Source organism: Amycolatopsis sp. NPDC059027 (assembly GCF_042739735.1).
Lineage (GTDB): Bacteria > Actinomycetota > Actinomycetes > Mycobacteriales > Pseudonocardiaceae > Amycolatopsis.
In genome coordinates, this window is sequence record NZ_JBHYIK010000013.1 from 65279 (window position 1) to 82418 (window position 17140).

At 69.9% G+C, this 17140-nt stretch carries 15 protein-coding genes; 8 read left to right on the plus strand and 7 right to left on the minus strand.

What is annotated here, in order from left to right; genetic code table 11:
• Positions 1–8: 8 nt before the first annotated feature.
• Positions 9–992: a TerC family protein gene (locus ACFWY9_RS11655; protein ID WP_378327085.1), complete on the minus strand. Its 984-nt coding sequence runs from the start codon at positions 990–992 to the stop codon at positions 9–11.
• Between the two features lie 289 nt (positions 993–1281).
• Between ACFWY9_RS11655 and ACFWY9_RS11660 the strand changes: the two genes are divergently transcribed.
• The 3 genes from ACFWY9_RS11660 to ACFWY9_RS11670 all read left to right on the plus strand — a co-directional run bounded on the left by ACFWY9_RS11660 (position 1282) and on the right by ACFWY9_RS11670 (position 5806).
• Entirely contained in the window at positions 1282–4173 is a 2892-nt protein-coding gene (locus ACFWY9_RS11660) for an alpha/beta fold hydrolase (protein WP_378327086.1), read from the plus strand.
• Positions 4174–4193: 20 nt separating this feature from the next.
• Entirely contained in the window at positions 4194–5117 is a 924-nt protein-coding gene (locus tag ACFWY9_RS11665; protein ID WP_378327123.1) for an ABC transporter permease, read from the plus strand.
• A 269-nt stretch (positions 5118–5386) separates the two neighbouring features.
• Complete coding sequence (locus tag ACFWY9_RS11670; RefSeq protein WP_378327087.1) at positions 5387–5806, plus strand: hypothetical protein; 420 nt, start codon at positions 5387–5389, stop codon at positions 5804–5806.
• Positions 5807–5814: 8 nt separating this feature from the next.
• Here the strand turns inward: ACFWY9_RS11670 and ACFWY9_RS11675 are convergent, their stop codons facing one another.
• The gene (locus ACFWY9_RS11675; protein ID WP_378327088.1) at positions 5815–6336 is read right to left on the minus strand and encodes an SRPBCC family protein; all 522 of its coding nucleotides are present in this window, start codon (positions 6334–6336) and stop codon (positions 5815–5817) included.
• Between the two features lie 235 nt (positions 6337–6571).
• Here ACFWY9_RS11675 and ACFWY9_RS11680 point away from each other — a divergent pair, with 235 nt between their 5' ends.
• Positions 6572–7990, plus strand: a complete 1419-nt coding sequence (locus tag ACFWY9_RS11680; protein WP_378327089.1) for a S28 family serine protease — start codon at positions 6572–6574, stop codon at positions 7988–7990.
• 7 nt (positions 7991–7997) lie between these two features.
• On the opposite strand, the gene ACFWY9_RS11685 is transcribed toward ACFWY9_RS11680, so the two are convergent.
• From ACFWY9_RS11685 to ACFWY9_RS11705, 5 genes are all read right to left on the minus strand, one after another.
• Positions 7998–8399, minus strand: a complete 402-nt coding sequence (locus ACFWY9_RS11685) for a type II toxin-antitoxin system VapC family toxin (RefSeq protein ID WP_378327090.1) — start codon at positions 8397–8399, stop codon at positions 7998–8000.
• Positions 8396–8668 carry a type II toxin-antitoxin system VapB family antitoxin gene (locus ACFWY9_RS11690; protein ID WP_378327091.1) on the minus strand — a complete coding sequence of 91 codons (273 nt, stop codon included), beginning with the start codon at positions 8666–8668 and terminating at the stop codon, positions 8396–8398. Before ACFWY9_RS11690 ends, ACFWY9_RS11685 begins: the two co-directional genes overlap by 4 nt.
• Before the next feature lie 36 nt (positions 8669–8704).
• Positions 8705–10861, minus strand: a complete 2157-nt coding sequence (uvrB, locus tag ACFWY9_RS11695) for an excinuclease ABC subunit UvrB (protein ID WP_378327092.1) — start codon at positions 10859–10861, stop codon at positions 8705–8707.
• 188 nt (positions 10862–11049) lie between these two features.
• Positions 11050–11685, minus strand: a complete 636-nt coding sequence (locus ACFWY9_RS11700) for a carboxymuconolactone decarboxylase family protein (RefSeq protein ID WP_378327093.1) — start codon at positions 11683–11685, stop codon at positions 11050–11052.
• Positions 11686–11696: 11 nt separating this feature from the next.
• Positions 11697–13031, minus strand: coding sequence for a DUF5685 family protein (locus tag ACFWY9_RS11705; protein WP_378327124.1), 1335 nt, complete (start codon positions 13029–13031; stop codon positions 11697–11699).
• Positions 13032–13149: 118 nt separating this feature from the next.
• Between ACFWY9_RS11705 and ACFWY9_RS11710 the strand changes: the two genes are divergently transcribed.
• The 4 genes from ACFWY9_RS11710 to ACFWY9_RS11725 all read left to right on the plus strand — a co-directional run bounded on the left by ACFWY9_RS11710 (position 13150) and on the right by ACFWY9_RS11725 (position 17008).
• A complete protein-coding gene (locus tag ACFWY9_RS11710; protein WP_378327094.1) occupies positions 13150–13668 on the plus strand; it encodes a DUF402 domain-containing protein in 519 nt (172 codons plus the stop codon).
• Positions 13669–13807: 139 nt separating this feature from the next.
• Positions 13808–14713 (plus strand): ABC transporter ATP-binding protein, encoded by a 906-nt coding sequence (locus ACFWY9_RS11715; RefSeq protein ID WP_378327095.1) that lies wholly within the window; start codon positions 13808–13810, stop codon positions 14711–14713.
• A 25-nt stretch (positions 14714–14738) separates the two neighbouring features.
• Positions 14739–15482 (plus strand): ABC transporter permease, encoded by a 744-nt coding sequence (locus tag ACFWY9_RS11720; RefSeq protein ID WP_378327096.1) that lies wholly within the window; start codon positions 14739–14741, stop codon positions 15480–15482.
• A gap of 2 nt (positions 15483–15484) precedes the next feature.
• On the plus strand, positions 15485–17008 hold the full coding sequence (locus ACFWY9_RS11725; RefSeq protein WP_378327097.1) for an ArnT family glycosyltransferase: 1524 nt from the start codon (positions 15485–15487) through the stop codon (positions 17006–17008).
• Positions 17009–17140: the final 132 nt, after the last annotated feature.

Sequence of the window (17140 nt, forward strand, 5' to 3'; positions counted from 1 at the left end):
CCGGATCGTTAGCTTGCCGAACTACCGCTCTTCGTCGTGAGCCCGGCACGTTCGTCGCGCTTGGCTTTCACCAGGCTGGCCACCGTGGTGGTGGTCAGCACGACCACGATGACGCCGAGCGAGACCCAGTTGTTGATGTCCGCCCAGTCCGGGACGACGTGGTACTCGTGCAGGGCATGCAGAACCAGCTTGAGGCCGATGAAGCCGAGGATCACCGCGAGGCCGTAGGAGAGGTAGACCAGCTTCGTCACCAGCCCGCCGAGCAGGAAGTACAGCTGCCGCAACCCCATCAGCGCGAACGCGTTGGCGGTGAAGACGAGGAACGCCTCCTGGGTGATGCCGAAGATCGCCGGGATCGAGTCGACCGCGAAGAGCAGGTCCGCGCTGCCGATCGCGACGATCACGACGAACATCGGGGTGATCATCCGCTTGCCGCCGACCTTCACGAAGGACTTGTGCCCGTGGTAGTCGTCGGTGACCGGGTAGACCTTCCGCACCCAGCGGGTGACGGCGTTCTCGTGGTACTCCTCTTCCTCCCCCTTGTTGCGCAGCATGCTGACCGCCGTCCAGATGAGCACGGCGCCGAAGAGGAAGAACACCCACACGAACTGGGCGATCAGCGCGGCGCCGACGGCGATGAACACGCTGCGCATGGCCAGCGCGAGGAGGATGCCGACGAGCAGCACCCGGTGCTGGTGGATGGCGGGCACCTTGAACGACGTCATGATGATCATGAAGATGAACAGGTTGTCCACGCTGAGCGAGTACTCGGTGATGTACCCGGTGAAGAACTCGACGCCGGGATCGTGCCCGGCGAAGAGGAAGACGCCGATGCCGAAGAGCACCGCGCACGAGATGTAGAAGATGACCCACCGCGCGGCTTCGCCCGTGGTGACCTCATGCGGCTTGCGGTCGACGATGACCAGGTCGAGCGCGATGAGCGCCAGCAGGCCACCGACCGTGGCGATCCACAGCCACAAGGGGACGAACATCGACGAAACCTCCGGATAGTGCGCAGCAGCAACTAACCGGAGGTCTCTTCCGCCGGTGCGGACACCGGCCGACGGTGCCGGGGGCGCTGGCCACCGTGCTGACGACACCGCCGCGGAGGAATACTCCCCTCACAGCGTGTCTAGTTTGACCGTTACTGACGGCGAACGCCAGTCAAGGTTGCCCGTGTCACCGTCTTGGTCGTGTTAACAGCGTCACGTGCACCCATCGGTGTCTGATCCGCGTGAGGCCGAGCCCGTGTTCTCAGGAAACTTCACATACGGTGACCTCGTGCCCCGACTCCCGATCCCGCGTACCCGCGGTGCCCGGCTCTTCGCGCTCGCCGCGGTCGTGGTGGTCCTCGCCGCCGCTGTCGTCGTCTGGTCGACCCGCTCCTCCGCGCCACCTCCGGTGCGCACCCAGGACGCCGTCCTCGACCTTCCCGCCGCGCCCGGCTCGGCCGACAAGGTCGCCATCGACACCACCACCTATTACCCCGAGCGAACCCCCGCGCCCGCCGTCCTGCTCGCGCACGGCTTCGGCGGCAGCAAGAACAGCGTCGCCGACCAGGCCCGTGAACTGGCTGGGAACGGCTTCGTCGTGCTGACCTGGTCGGCCCGCGGATTCGGGCGCAGCACCGGGAAGATCGGCCTCAACGACCCCGACGGCGAGGTCGCCGACGCGAGCGGGCTGATCGACCACCTCGTCGCGGCCCACGAGGTCGTCACCGACGCGAACGGCGACCCGAAGGTCGCGGTGACGGGCGGGTCCTACGGCGGGGCGCTGGCCCTGCTGCTCGCCGGCACCGACAAACGCGTCGACGCCGTCGCCCCGGTGATCACCTACAACGACCTCGCGCAGGGGCTGCTCCCGAACGCCGCCGCCGCGAAGGCACCGGCCGCCGGCACCCCCGCGGCGGGCGCGTTCGCCGCGGACGGGGTCTTCAAGAAATCCTGGGCGGGCAACCTCTTCTCCGCCGGATCGGGCCAGTCGGCCTCGGGCGCCGGTCCCGCCATCGAAGCGCCCGAACCCGGTCAGCAGACCCGGGACGCCGGTCAGCAGGCCGGCGGCACCGGGGGCACGGGCGGCGGTTCGGCACCGGCGCAGCCGGGCACTGGCCAGCCCGGCCCGGGTGCCGCGCAGCCCGCGCCCGCCGGGCTCTGCGGCCGGTTCACCGCGCCGGTGTGCGAGGCCTACACCGAGCTGGCCACCACCGGGAAGGCCAGCGCGAAGACGGTCGACCTGCTGCGGCGCGTCTCCCCCGCGTCGGTGACGAACCGGATCACCGTGCCGGCACTGCTCGTGCAGGGCGAGAACGACACGCTCTTCGGCCTCGACCAGTCCGACGCGACCGCCCGGCAGATCACCGCGGCGGGCGGCAAGGTCACCACGATCTGGTACACCGGCGGACACGACGGCGGCTCCCCGGGCCCGCAGCTGCGTGGCAAGATCGCCGGGTTCCTCAAGAACGCGCTCACCGGCGAGGGCCCGGCCCCGGCGAGCGAGTTCAGCTACGACGTCCAGGGCACGTTGCGGGCCAACGGAACGCCGTCGGTGCGCACCGTGCAGGCACCGGCCTACCCCGGCCTGACGACCCCGCCCGCCGAACGGCGGCTGTTCGCGCTGCGGGGCCAGGCCCAGCCGGTGGTCCGGCCCGCCGGAGCCGTTCCTTCGGCGGTGAGCGGGATTCCCGGGCTCAACGGCCTGGCGAGCGGAAGCTCGCGGCTGAGCGCGTTCTTCGGGATCGACCCGCCCGGCCAGTCCGCGCAGTTCGGTACCCCGCCGATGGACAGCCAGGTCGTCGTGGCCGGGTCCTCGACGGTGCGGCTGCGGATTTCGGCCGACCCCGCGCACCCGGTGCCCGAGGCGGTGCTGTTCGCCAAGCTCTACGACGTCGGCCAAGACGGCACGCGAGCGCTCCCGGCGAACGCGGTCGCGCCGTTCCGGGTCACCGGACTACCCGCGGACGGCAGCCCGGTGGACGTCACCGTGACGCTGCCGGGCATCGTGCGCCCCGTCGAAGCCGGTCATTCGCTACGCCTCGTGGTCGGCACGACCGATCAGGCGTACTCGGTGCCTGCCACACCGGCGGCGTTCCGGATCGCCCTGGCCGACAACACCGCGCTCGGCGTCCCGGTCGTGCAGGGCACGGCCGTCGGCGCAGGGGTGCCCGCGTGGCAGCTGATCGGCATCGGCGGCACGCTCGCGATCGGGATCGTGGTGGTGGTGTTCGCCGCGATCCGGCGCCGCCGGGCCCATGACGTCGACCCGGAGCTGGAGCGGACGCCGCTGGTCATCGAGGGACTGCGCAAGCGGTACTCCGGCGGGTTCGTCGCCGTCGACGGCCTGTCGTTCCGGGTCGAGCCGGGCCAGGTGCTCGGCCTGCTCGGGCCGAACGGCGCCGGGAAGACGACGACCCTGCGCATGCTGATGGGCCTGATCACCCCGACCGAGGGCAGCATCAGGGTCTTCGGCCACCGCATCACGCCCGGCGCGCCGGTGCTCTCCCGTATCGGGTCCTTTGTGGAGGGTTCGGGGTTCCTGCCGCACCTGTCCGGCAAGGCGAACCTCGAACTGTACTGGGCGAGCACGGGACGCCCCGCCGAGAAAGCGCATTTCGCCGAGGCGCTGGAGATCGCGGGGCTCGGCGACGCGGTGCACCGCCGGGTGAAGACCTACAGCCAGGGCATGCGGCAGCGGCTCGCGATCGCGCAGGCGATGCTCGGCCTGCCGGAGCTGATGGTGCTCGACGAACCGACCAACGGGCTCGACCCGCCGCAGATCCACCAGATGCGCGAGGTACTGCGCCGGTACGCGGCGACCGGGCGCACCGTGGTGGTGTCGAGCCACCTGCTGGCCGAGGTCGAGCAGACCTGCACGCACGTGGTGGTCATGCACCGCGGCAAGCTGGTCGCCTCGGGCGAGGTCGGCGAACTGGCGGCGTCCAGTGGGGAAGCGACGTTCCGGGTGGACAACCCGCGGACGGCCGCCGAGGCGCTGCGAGCCGTCGGCGGGGTCACCGGTGTCGCCGTCGAAGGCGACCTCGTGCACGCGAACCTCGACGGTGTGCCGCGCGCCGAAGCGGTGGCGCTGCTCGTCCGCGCGGGTGTCGCGGTGGAGCAGGCCGGACCGCGGCGACGGTTGGAAGACGCTTTCCTGCAGCTGGTCACGGAGGAATCGTGAGTAACCAAGGGACCGACGGGATGCACGGTGGGGTGCACACCGATCCGGCCGCGCTGACCGAACTGACCGACGTCGCCTCACACGAGCCTGCGGAGGTGGGGCCGGACGGCGCCGTCGCCGGGTACCGGGCCGACCGCACGCTGCGGCTGGGTGTGGAACTGAAACGGCAGCTCAGGCGCCGCCGCACCCAGCTGCTGCTCGGGTTCGTCGCGGTGCTGCCGTTCATCCTGGTGCTGGCGTTCGAGCTGGGCCAGTCCAGCCCGAACCGGCGCAGCGGCGGGTTCGTGGACCTGGCGACCGCGAGCGCGCCGAACTTCGTGGTGCTGGCGCTGTTCGTCTCCGGTACGTTCCTGCTGCCGATGATCGTGGCGTTGTTCTTCGGCGACACCATCGCGAGCGAATCGTCGTGGTCGAGCCTGAAGTACCTGCTGGCGATCCCGGTACCCCGGCACCGGGTGCTGCGGCAGAAGGCGATCGTGTCGGGGATCCTGTCGGTGGCCGCGCTCGTGCTGCTGCCACTGGTATCCCTTGTGGTGGGGCTGCTCTGGTACGGGGCGGGCGACGCGATCAGCCCGACCGGCGACGCGGTGCCGTTCGGCAAGAGCCTTGTCGCCATCGGACTGTCCACTGTGTACATCATCGTGCAGTTGGCGTGGGTGGCCGGGCTCGCGCTGCTGCTGTCCGTGTCCACCGACGCGCCGCTCGGCGCGGTCGGCGGCGCGGTGCTGGTGGCCATCCTGTCCCAGATACTGGACCAGATCACCGCGCTGGCCGGGCTGCGGAACTACCTGCCGACGCACTACTCCTTCTCCTGGATCGACCTGATATCCACCGATATCGACTGGACGAACATCGCCTCCGGGCTGTTCTCGGCGGCCGTCTACGGCACCGTGTTCCTGTTGCTGGCCGGTCGCCGCTTCGCCACAAAGGACATCACCAGCTGACATTCGGTGAGCCGGGAACGGGCCGTCGCAAACACCGGTGTCCCCCAGGGAGACGAACCAGAGTCCTTGGGGGACACCGGTTTTCACCGCTCGTGGCGATATTCACCCAACCGAGCGGGCGAGCCGTGGAATCCATTCGCTGATTACTATTTCTTCCGCCGTGGCCCTCTTCGGGTGAAAACCGCTCCGGCCATGGCTCATCCGGCGGGAACTCTCTATCTTCATGAAGGACGACGCGGCGAGGGCACCGAGAACGCAAGGATGTCGCCATGACCCAGTCTGTGGAAGTTCCACTCCAGGAATTCGTCCTCGATTGGACGCTGCCCGCACCCGACGGCAGCCGGATCAGCTTCGTCGCCTCTGGTGAGGTGAGCCTGCTGAACGGCGACCGCGCCTACAAGATCGACGGTGTGCTCTACATCGCCGAGGGCGGCGAACATCTCCGTCAACTCGGCAGCCCCAAGTTGTTCGTCCGCCGCAACGGCGTCGAGGCCAGCGGACGCTACTGGGGCTGGGAAACCATCACCCGCCAGTCCGGCACCCGGCTGACCGAGATGGACGCGTACTTCATCCGCACCGGCTACTGGGCTCCCGCGGATCGCTCGATCCTGCTGAGCCTCGGCGCGGAAACGGGCTGGACCAAGAAGAAGACCTACAGTCCCACGGTCCGCGTCCGCCTGGTCGACTGACCGCCGGGTCAGCCCGCCGCGCCGACGTTTTCCTCGCGGGGGCCCGCTTCGGCGAGTGCCTTGATGCCCTCGACGGTGGCTCGCATGTTCGTGCGGAACTCCTCGATCCGCATGGCCACGAGCTGCTCCTCGCGTTCGGGCATCTTCGCGATGATGTCGGTGAGGTTGGAGGGGCCGGGGCCCATCTGCCCGCGCTGCCGCAGGAGGGTCCCGTCCCCGTCCGGGATCAGCTCGAACCGCCAGGTCCCGGCCGGATTGTCCACGTCCTCTACCGCCCACGCGAACAGCCTGCCGGGCTCGAAGCCCACCACCGTCGAGGTGGTCTCCCACTCCCCCGCGTACGGGTGGGAGTTGCGGCCGCGGAACCGGGCACCGAGCCCGGGTCCGGCGTCGTCGAGCCAGTAGCCGCCCTTGAACTCGGCCGAGAACCGGGACGGCAGGTCGACGTCGATCAGCCACGACCACACGTGCTCCGGCGACGCGGCGATCCGGATTTCGACCTCGGCCGACGGACAGTCCGAGTACTTCATGGCTCTCCCCAGTGCTTCCGGCGATTCGGCGTTCTCGCAACCTAGTCATCGCGGTACGGCGGGAACAACTCGCACCGTGCCCGCGTCCGGGCACCACCGGAGATGCCACCCCGGCGGTGACGAGCCAGCCGAAAGTCGGTGACCGGCCGGTTCTTCCACCGGTCAGCGCTTGTCGCCCCCATGCGGTTTCTGTGAGGATCCCACGGCTGGGGAAATCCCGAACTCGGAGGCGCGGATGCGCGGGCTGCTCGCTGTCTGGTCGGCGGTTCTGGTCACCATCCTGACCGTGTCGGGCTTTGCCCCGTCCGCGCGGGCGGCCACACCCGGCGGCGGGGACATCGGCGACGCGCTGCGGCACATTCCCGGTCTCACGGTCGTCGGCGAGGATCCCGCTCCGGCGGGTTACCGCTTCTTCCGGTTGACCTTCACCCAGCCCGCCGACCACCGCGATCCGCGGGCGGGGACGTTCGAGCAGCGGTTCACCTTGCTGCACCGGGATTTCGCGGCGCCGACCGTCGCCTACACCAGCGGGTACAACGTGTCGACCACGCCGAACCGGTCCGAACCGACCCAGCTCGTCAACGGTAACCAGCTGTCGATGGAGTACCGGTATTTCACCCCGTCGCGGCCGCGGCCGGAGAACTGGGCCGAGCAGCTGACGATCTGGCAGGCCGCGGTCGACGAGCATCGCGCGGTGCAGGCGTTCAAGGCCATCTACCCCGGGAAATGGCTGGCCACCGGTGGCAGCAAGGGCGGGATGACGGCGACCTACTTCCGCCGGTTCTTCCCGGACGACGTCGACGGCACGATCCCCTACGTCGCACCCAACGACGTCATCAACGAGATCGACAGCTACAACCGGTTCCTTTCCCGGGTGGGCAACGATCCGGGCTGCCGTGCGGCGCTCAAGGCAATCCAGCGAGACGCGCTGAAACGACGCGACGAGTTCGGCGCGCTCGCCGGGGCCGACGCGGCGAAGAAGGGGTACACCTTTTCGATCGTGGGCTCACTGGACAAGTCGCTGGAGGTCGCGGTCATCGACTCGTACTTCGCCTTCTGGCAGTACCAGAAGCAGGCGGACTGCGCGACGGTGCCGAAGGCGGGCGCTCCCGCGGCCGACGTCTACGCCTGGTTCGAGAAGGTGGAAAGCTTCACCACCTACGCGGACCAGGAGCTGGCACCGTACATCCCGTACTACTACCAGGCGGCGGTCCAGCTGGGCTCACCCGAGGCGTACGACGGTTATCTGCGGGATCTGTTGCGCTACCCGGGCGCCGACGTCCCGGAGACCTTCGTGCCGAAGTCGATCGAACGTCCTCCGTTCGACCACTTCGCCATGCCGGACATCGACTTCTGGGTGCGCTCGCAGGGCCGCCGACTGCTGTTCGTCTACGGCTCGAACGACCCATGGGGTGCCGAGCCCTTCCGGCTCGGGCCCGGTTCACGCGACTCGTACCGGTACTTCGTTGCGGGCGGCAACCACGGCGCGAGGATCGCGCAACTGCCGGCGGACGACGCTTCGGCGGCAACCGCGACGATCCGCCGCTGGGCCGGACTGCCACCGGCTTCTTCGGCGCTGACGGCGAGGTCCGCCCCGGCGGGCTTCCCGGACTTCGACGCCGATCCGATCATGACCACGCGGCCGCGGCTGTGAGGCCGGACTACTGCTCGCCGAGCTTCACCAACTCCAGATCGGTCTGCGGGAAATCGTCCCCGATACACAGCAACGGCTCCCCCGCGACGAACGCGGCGGCATAGGTCAGGCAGTCACCGAAGTTCAACCCGGCGGGGTGTCGTCCCTTGCCGTACCGGAGGTACGCGACCTGCGCGGCCCTCCAGTGCGCGTCTCCGAAGGACAACACATCGAAGTTCCGCTGCTGCAGGAAATCCGCGAGCAGCGCCTTGCCTCGGTTGCCTTCCTTGTGCACGAGCACGATCGTCGTCTCGACCAGGGTCGGCGAACCGATCCGGCACACCGGGGCGGCACCGATGGCCGCGCCGATCCGCTCGGCCCGGGGTTCTCCGAGAATCGCGGCGATGATCGCGGAGCTGTCCAGGATCACACGCCACCCGGCCCGTACCCGAGGATCTCCTCGCGCTCCGCCTTCGTCACCGGCACGCCCCGGTTCTCCGGGCTGACCTGCGGCCAGATCTCCTCCCGGAGGAAACGCACGAACTCCTCGCCGTTGCGCGCGCCGTCCCGTTCCGCGACCAGCCGATCACGCAGCAGCCGTAAACCGTCGCGCACCGCCGCCGTCTTGCTACCACCAGTCATCGCTGCCACCTCCTCGGCAAGTCGCTCCGCGTCCGGATCCTTGATGTTCATCGGCATGGTGTAATGGTACCCGGCTATGGTGTAAATGCACCATCATTTGATTCCGGCCGCGTCCATGCCGCGCAGCTCCTTCTTCAGGTCGGAGATCTCGTCTCGCAGCCGGGCGGCCAGCTCGAACTGCAGATCGCGCGCGGCCTGCATCATCTGGTCGGTCATCTGCTGGATGAGGTCGGCGAGCTGGGCCCGCGGCATGGCCGAGACGTCCTTGTCCACGAGCATCCCGGAGCTGCGGACCTTGTCCCCCTGTTCGGGCTTCTTGCCCCGCGAGACGTTGCGGCCCGAGCCGCCGACGGCCACCGACTCGGTGTCCTCGGCCTCGCTGTAGACCCGGTCGAGGATGTCGGCGATCTTCTTCCGCAGTGGCTGCGGATCGACGCCGCGCTCCTCGTTGTACGCGACCTGCTTCGCGCGGCGCCGGTCGGTTTCCTCGATCGCGTGCCGCATCGAATCGGTGATCTTGTCCGCGTACATGTGCACTTCGCCGGACACGTTCCGCGCCGCGCGGCCGATGGTCTGGATCAGCGAGGTCCCGCTGCGCAGGAAGCCTTCCTTGTCCGCGTCGAGGATCGCCACCAGCGACACCTCGGGCAGGTCGAGGCCCTCCCGGAGCAGGTTGATGCCGACCAGCACGTCGAAGTCGCCCGCGCGCAGCTGCCGCAGCAGCTCGACGCGGCGCAGCGTGTCCACCTCGGAGTGCAGGTACCGCACCCGGATGCCCAGTTCGAGCAGGTAGTCGGTGAGGTCCTCGGCCATCTTCTTGGTCAGCGTCGTGACCAGGACGCGCTCGTCCTTCTCCGCGCGCTCGCGGATCTCGTGCACCAGGTCGTCGATCTGCCCTTCGGTGGGTTTGACGACCACCTTCGGGTCGACCAGGCCCGTCGGCCGGATGACCTGCTCGACGAACTCGCCGCCTGCCTGGCCCATCTCGTACGGCCCCGGCGTCGCCGACAGGTAGACGGTCTGGCCGATCCGGTCGGTGAACTCCTCCCAGGTCAGCGGGCGGTTGTCGACCGCGCTCGGCAGCCGGAAGCCGTACTCCACCAGGTTCCGCTTGCGGGACATGTCGCCCTCGAACATGCCGCCGATCTGCGGCACCGTCTGGTGCGACTCGTCGATGACCAGGAGGAAGTCGTCCGGGAAGTAGTCGATCAGCGTCGCGGGCGCGGACCCGGCCTCGCGGCCGTCGATGTGCCGCGAGTAGTTCTCGATCCCGGAACAGAAGCCGACCTGGCGCATCATCTCGATGTCGTAGGCCGTGCGCATCCGCAGCCGCTGCGCCTCCAGCAGCTTGCCCTGCTTCTCCAGGTCGGCCAGCCGCTCCTCCAGCTCGGCCTCGATCCCGCGGATCGCCTTCTCCATCCGCTCCGGCCCGGCGACGTAGTGCGTGGCCGGGAAGATGCGCACCTCGTCGACCTCTTTGACGATGTCCCCGGTCAGCGGGTGCAGGTAGTACAGCTTCTCGATCTCGTCACCGAAGAACTCGACCCGGATGGCCAGCTCCTCGTACGCCGGGATGATCTCGACCGTGTCGCCACGGGCGCGGAACGTGCCGCGGGCGAACGCGATGTCGTTGCGCGTGTACTGCACGTCGACCAGCGCGCGCAGGAAGACGTCCCGGTCGAGCTGCTCGCCGACCTTCAGCTTCGTCGATCGGTCCAAATAGGACTGCGGCGTGCCGAGGCCGTAGATGCAGGACACACTGGCCACCACGATCACGTCCCGCCGGGACAGCAGGTTCATCGTCGCCGAGTGGCGCAGCCGCTCGACGTCGTCGTTGATCGAGGAGTCCTTCTCGATGTAGGTGTCCGTCTGCGCGATGTACGCCTCGGGCTGGTAGTAGTCGTAGTAGCTGACGAAGTACTCGACCGCGTTGTGCGGGAACAGCTCGCGCAGCTCGTTGGCCAGCTGGGCGGCGAGCGTCTTGTTCGGCGCCATCACCAGCGTGGGCCGCTGGACGCGCTCGATCAGCCACGCCGTGGTCGCCGACTTGCCGGTACCGGTGGCACCCAGCAGCACGACGTCCTTCTCGCCCGCCTTGACCCGGCGTTCGAGCTCGTCGATGGCCGCCGGCTGGTCACCGGCGGGCTGGTACTCGCTGACCACCTCGAACCGGCCGCCGGTGCGCGGGATGTCGGTCACCGGGCGGAAGTCGGACTGGGCGAGTACGGGATGTTCGGTTGCGAAAGCCACGAGAACCAGGGTAGGCGCCACCACCGACAGTTTCCCAACCGAGCGGCGCCGACCTGCGTGAAGCCGCCCGGCCGACGCGCCGGGCCAGCGTGCTGAAGGACGCTTTCAGTGCGTTGGCGGTGCTGAAGGACGCCTTTAGTGCATCGAGCGCTCCGAAGGCGTCCTTCAGCACATCCGGCCGCCGGAACTCAGCCGGGGCGGTAGGCGGTGACGTCGGTGACGGCCGTGCCGGAGACGGTGAAGAACAGCAGCGCGGCCGGGACGGGCGCGTCGCCGTAGCACTCGACCACGACGCGGTCCGGACCGGTCGCGCGCACCTCCGTCCGGCCGCAGGCGGCCAGCACCGCCAGCACCTCGGGTGCGACCGCGTCCCGCTCCCCCGCCCGCACCCGCGCGCAGAACGCGAGGACGACCTCGCGCGGGGAGGGCGGCGGCGGCGAGGGCAGGCCCGCTTCGTCGAAGAGGCGATTGAGCTGGTCGGCGGCCGAAACCGCGCGCGGGAAGCCGGCGAAGGCGGCGGCCTGGACGACCACCTCGCACAGCTCGGCAGGCGAGAGTCCGGATGCCAGTCCGGTCTTCAGGTGCACGCTCAGCGGCGGGCCGACCATTCCCGCCGCCACGATCGCGGAGAGCGTCGCGGCTTCGCGCGTCCTGGCGTCCAGGCCCGGCCGCTCGTGCAGGTGGCCGTACACCGTGCCGACCGCCAGTTCGCCGAGCGCCGGGACGGTCGCGAACAACGCGTCCAGCCGCTGCTCGCCGCCTTCGACCAGTTCGGCGAAGTTCGCCCGCCCGCGACGGTGCAGTTCGTCCATCGGCTCGGTCATCGAGGTTCCTTTCAGCAGCCGCAGTCGCAGCAGGAACAGCACTCGCAACAGGAACTGTCACAGCCACAGCCGTCGCACGACGTGCCGACGGGCTTGCCGCTCCACGGGCCGGGATAGGGATCACGGCAGCAGAACTGGCAGGTGCAGCACATGTACGTCGCGACCCCGCAGCCCGCGAAGAAGTTCCGTTCGCGAGGCGGGACGGCGAACTTCGGCACCCAGCAGCCGCCGCCCTGGCCGTCCTTCGGCCCAGGGTCCTTCGGCGGCTCGGGCGGCGGACCACCAGGGCCACCCGGACCACCCGGACCTCCGGGCCCACCGGGGCCGGATGCGCCGGGCGGCCCGTACCCGGGCGGCGGCGTCCCCTGCTGGAACGGCGGTGGCCCGTAGCCGGGCGGCGGGCCGAACCCCGGCTGCCCCGGTTGATGCGGATGCTGCTGCGGTCGCGGCCCCGGCCCGATCCACCCCGGCGGCGGCTGCTGATGGCCCTGCAGGTGGTGATGCCCGAAGGCACGGCGGACAGCCTGCCGCAGCTCGTGCACGAGCAGGACGTGCACCAGCGCCGAGTCGGTGAACTCCGCCTCGCGCAGGGCGAGTTCGACGCCCAGCACGGCGTCCGCGCACAACCGGTGGGCTTCGGCGAGGTCGGTTCCGGTCGCCAGCAAGGGATTCCACGCCCCGGCGGCCGCATCCTCCGCCAGGTCTTCGACGGCGTCGAGCAGGTGCGCCACGCGGCCGAACAACCGGCCCGCCTCGGCGAGCGGCGCCTTGTTGCCGGGACGTCCGGCCAGCACCGCGGTCTGCGCGAACGCCGCCGCCGTCGCCAGTTCGGCCGGTTCGGTGGCGAGCAGGGCCGAGTCGCCGAGCCGGACGGCGCCTTCGAGCTCGGCCTGCCGGCCGACCGCCTCGGTGAGCACCGCGGTGTCGAAGCCGAGCCGTGCCCCGGTCCGGCCGCCCTGATCAGCCCAGCGAGCCGCGACCCGGCGCGCGGCGGCGGCGACCGGACGCCGCCGGAAGGCACCGTCCCGGTCGGCCACGTGATCACCGACCTTCGCTGACGCGAGCACGAGCGACACCGCCGCGGCGAGCTGCGCGCCACCGCCCTCGGCGACGGAAGCGGGCCGCATCGCGCGCAACGCACACGGCCCCGCGTCGCGCCGTCCGCTCCGGGGAGACTGCGCCTCCACCAGCACCGAGACGATCAGCCCGTCGTAGTTGGTCACCACCCTGGCGAACTGTCCGTGCTCGTCGCGCAGCGCGAGGCAGAGCCCGCACAGATGCGCCAGCCAGTCCGCGTGCAACCGGCCGGTCAGCCGATGACGGCAGGGCCTGATGATCCCGAACAACTCCCGCTCCCCCAGATTCGTGACGATGCTTCGCGGCACCCTAGCGCCCGCGGCGGCACCGTACCGGCGTTCGGCGGTTTTCCGCCCGGTCCGCCGCCCGGCCGGGCAGGATGGGGCGATGACCGACCTGCACCCGCCGAAGCGCGAAATCTTCGACGTCGCCGCCAGGACCAACACCGACCCGAAGGGCATCACCCGCGAGGTCGAGGAGTACCGCGAGGAGCCGTTCGGCCTGTACCTGGCCCGCCCTGCCCCTGGCAGGCCCCAGTTCCGCTACCTCGAATCGTGGCTGCTGCCCGGGCTCGGGCTGCGCCTGACCGACTTCTGGTACAACCCCGGCCACGAGCGCGACCAGGATTTCTACGCCGACGTCGTCCGCGTCGACCGGGACGGCAGCCGCTGGACGACCACCGACCTCTACCTCGACCTGGTGCTCAAGGACAAGGTCTCGGTACAGGTCATCGACACCGACGAGCTGGTGGCGGCCGTCGCGCAGGAACTGCTTTCCGTCCAGGACGCCGAATACGCGCTCGAAACCACCTACGCCGCCGTCGAGGGCCTCGCCACGCACGGCTACGACCTGGCAGCCTGGCTGTCCACAAAGGACATCAGGCTGACCTGGAAGCGGCACCCCTAGGGGACGTCCCATCCACCGATCGGTTGATCCCGGCGACCTGCCGGTGGATTCCGGTTCTGGCCGCTCCGACGATCCGCCGGGCCCCGTCCGCGCGGGATTCTCGAACACGACGAGAAGCCCGACGAGAGGGGACGGCCGGATGCCGGTCATTGAAGTACACGGACTACGCAAACGCTATGGGGACAAGGTCGCCGTGCACGACGTCTCGTTCGACGTCGAACGCGGCGAGATCTTCGGCATCCTCGGGCCCAACGGCGCGGGTAAGACAACCACGGTCGAATGCCTCGAAGGCCTGCGCGTGCCCGACGGCGGCACACTGTCGGTACTCGGGCTCGACCCGCGGCGCGACAAGGACGAGGTACGCCAGCGCGTCGGCGTCCAATTGCAGGAAAGCCGGCTGCCGGACAAGCTCCGCGTCGGCGAGGCACTGGACCTGTACGCCTCGTTCTACCGCACGCCCGCGGATCCGGAGAAGCTGCTCGCGACACTCGGCCTCACCGACAAGCGAGACACCGCGTACAAGCAGCTTTCCGGTGGGCAGAAACAACGGCTGTCCATCGCGCTCGCGCTCATCGGGAGCCCGGAGGTCGCCGTCCTCGACGAGCTCACCACCGGGCTCGACCCGCAGTCCCGCCGCGACACCTGGGATCTCATCGAGGCGGTGCGCGACCAGGGCGTGACGATCCTGCTGGTCACCCACTTCATGGAGGAGGCCGAGCGGCTCTGCGACCGGCTCGCCGTGATCGACGGCGGCCGCGTGGTCGCCATCGACACCCCGGCCGGGCTCGTCGCCGGGGTGAACGACGAACAGCGCATCCGGTTCCGCCCGTCGCGGCCGATCGACCCGCGCGAGCTCGAGACGCTGCCCGAGGTGCGGCGGGTCGACGAACACGGCGGACAGCTCGTCGTCACCGGGCGCGGCAACGTGCTGCACGCGGTGACCGCCCATCTCGCCCGCGCCCAGGTGATCGCCGGGGACCTGCGGGTCGACCAGGCCAATCTCGACGACGCGTTCGTCGCGCTGACCGGCCGGAAACTGGACTAGGACAAGGGCTGGACAGGACAAGGAAATGGCCGCACTGACCAAGATGACCGCCGTCGAGGCGAAGCTCTTCCTGCGCGATCCCGGCGCGCCGATCACCGTGCTCGGCATCCCGGTCGCGCTGCTGCTGGTGTTCGGGCTGATGCCGGACACCAGGAACCCCGATCCGAAGTTCGGCGGGCACGCGCCGCTGTCGACGCTGATCGCGCCGATGTCGGTGACGATCCTGCTCGCGATGCTCGCGCTCACGCTGTTCCCGGCCGCGATCGCCACCTACCGCGAAAAGGGGGTGCTGAAAAGGCTTTCGGCGAGCCCGGTGCCGCCGACCAGGCTGCTCACCGCGCAGCTGCTGGTGAACCTGGCGGCCGCGGTGATCGTGGTCCTGATCATCACCGGCGTGGGCAGGCTCGCGCTCGGCATGGACCTCCCGGCGAACCCGGCGGGCTTCGCGCTGTCCCTCGTACTCGGCACGGTCGCGCTGTTCTCCGTCGGCCTGGTGATCGCCGCGCTGGCGCCGACAGGGCGGGCCGCGAGCGGGATCGGCGCCGCGGCGTTCTTCCCGATGCTGGCGCTCGGCGGCGTCTGGGTGCCGAAGGAACAGCTGCCGTCGTTCCTGCAGCACGCCGCCGACGTCCTGCCGCTCGGCGCGACGCTGAACTCGCTGCGGGAGACCTGGGCGGGGAACGCGCCCGGCCTGACTCAGCTCATCGCGATGGCCGTCTTCGCCGTCGTCTGCTCCGTGATCGCCGCCCGTTCCTTCCGGTGGGAGTGAAAATGACCGCGACGCAGGAGAAAACGACCACGCTCACGGAGCCGCGCGCGGTCGCGCGGTTCGCCGCGAAGCCGGTGCTCACCATCGCCGCATTGCTCGCCGCCGTGCTCGCGCTGACCGCGGGCCGGTACGGCTACTTCGGCGACGAGCTCTACTTCCTGGCGGCCGGTCGGCATCTGGCCTGGGGGTATGTCGACCAGCCGCCGCTCCTGCCGCTGCTGGCGAGGGCGATGGACGCGATCGGCCCCGGATCCCCTTTCGTACTGCGGATTCCGGCGATCCTGGCGATGGCGGCCGGTGTCGTCTTCACCGCTCTGATCGCCCGTGAGCTGGGTGGCCAGGGCAAGGCGCAGGCGATCGCCGCGGCGACGTTCGCGGTGGCGACCCAGTTCGTCGCGACCGGGCACTACCTCGCGACGTCCACGATCGACCCGTTCCTGTGGACGGTATTGCTGTGGCTGCTGGTCCGCTGGATCCGGACCCGGCGGGACGGGCTGCTCGTATGGGCCGGAGTGGTCACGGCCATCGCGCTGTACACGAAGTTCCTGATCGGCGGCTTCTGGATCGTCGCGGGGATCGCGCTGCTCGTGTTCGGCCCGCGTGAGCTGCTCCGCCGCCCGAAACTGTGGGCGGGCGCGGGAATCGCCGCGCTCGCGCTGGTGCCGACGTTGATCTGGCAGGGCACACACGGCTGGCCGCAGCTGGGCATGGGCGCGGCGATCTCCCACGAGGTCGAGCACACCTGGGGCGGCCGGGTGGTGTTCCTGCCGTCCGTGCTGCTCATCGCGGGAATCCCGATCGGCGCGGCGCTGCTGTGCTACGGCCTGTGGCGGCTCCTGCGCTCGCCGGAGCTGCGGCCGTACCGGTTCCTCGCCTGGACGGCACTCGGCCTCGCGGTCGTCTTCTTTGCCGTGAACGGCCGGAACTACTACGTCGCGGGCATGTTCGCACCGTGCTGGGCGGTCGCGGCGGTGGAGATCGAGCGCGGGCAAGCCTCGCGGTGGTGGCGCTGGATCGCCACCTGGCCGGTGTACCTGGTCGCCGCGCTCGTCGTCGTCCCGATATCGCTCCCCGTGTGGCCGCAGTCGTGGCTGGCGAAGCATCCGTCGCTGCCGAGGCCGGTATTCGCCACCCAGGAGATCGGCTGGCCCGAAACGGCTCGCTCGGTCGCCGACGTGTACGCGGCGTTGCCCGGATCGGAACGCTCCGACACCGCAGTAATCGCCGAGAGCTACTGGGGCGCGAGCGCGCTCGACCGGTTCGGGCGCGACCTCGGACTCCCCGCGCCCGCGAGCCCCGACCGCGGTTACACGACGCTGGTGGTGCCGCCGGAAAACGCGACGAACGTGCTGTTCGTCGGCGAAGATCCGCGGCTCCTCCTCGGACATTTCGCCCACCTGCGGCCGATCGGAAAGGTCCACACCGGACTCGCGGTGGCCAACGCGATCGACGGCCAGCCCGTCTGGCTGGCCACCGGGCGGAACGAACCGTGGACGACGTTGTGGCCGAAGCTGGCACACGACTGAGGCCACCTGCCAGGGGGAACCCGGCGCCGTGGTCCCGGCCACCGCGCCGGGCCCCGCCCCCGGAGGGTGCGGGGGAGTCCCGACACCGACCCAGCCACCGAGGAGCCCCCAGGACGCCCCGCGCCCCGCCCC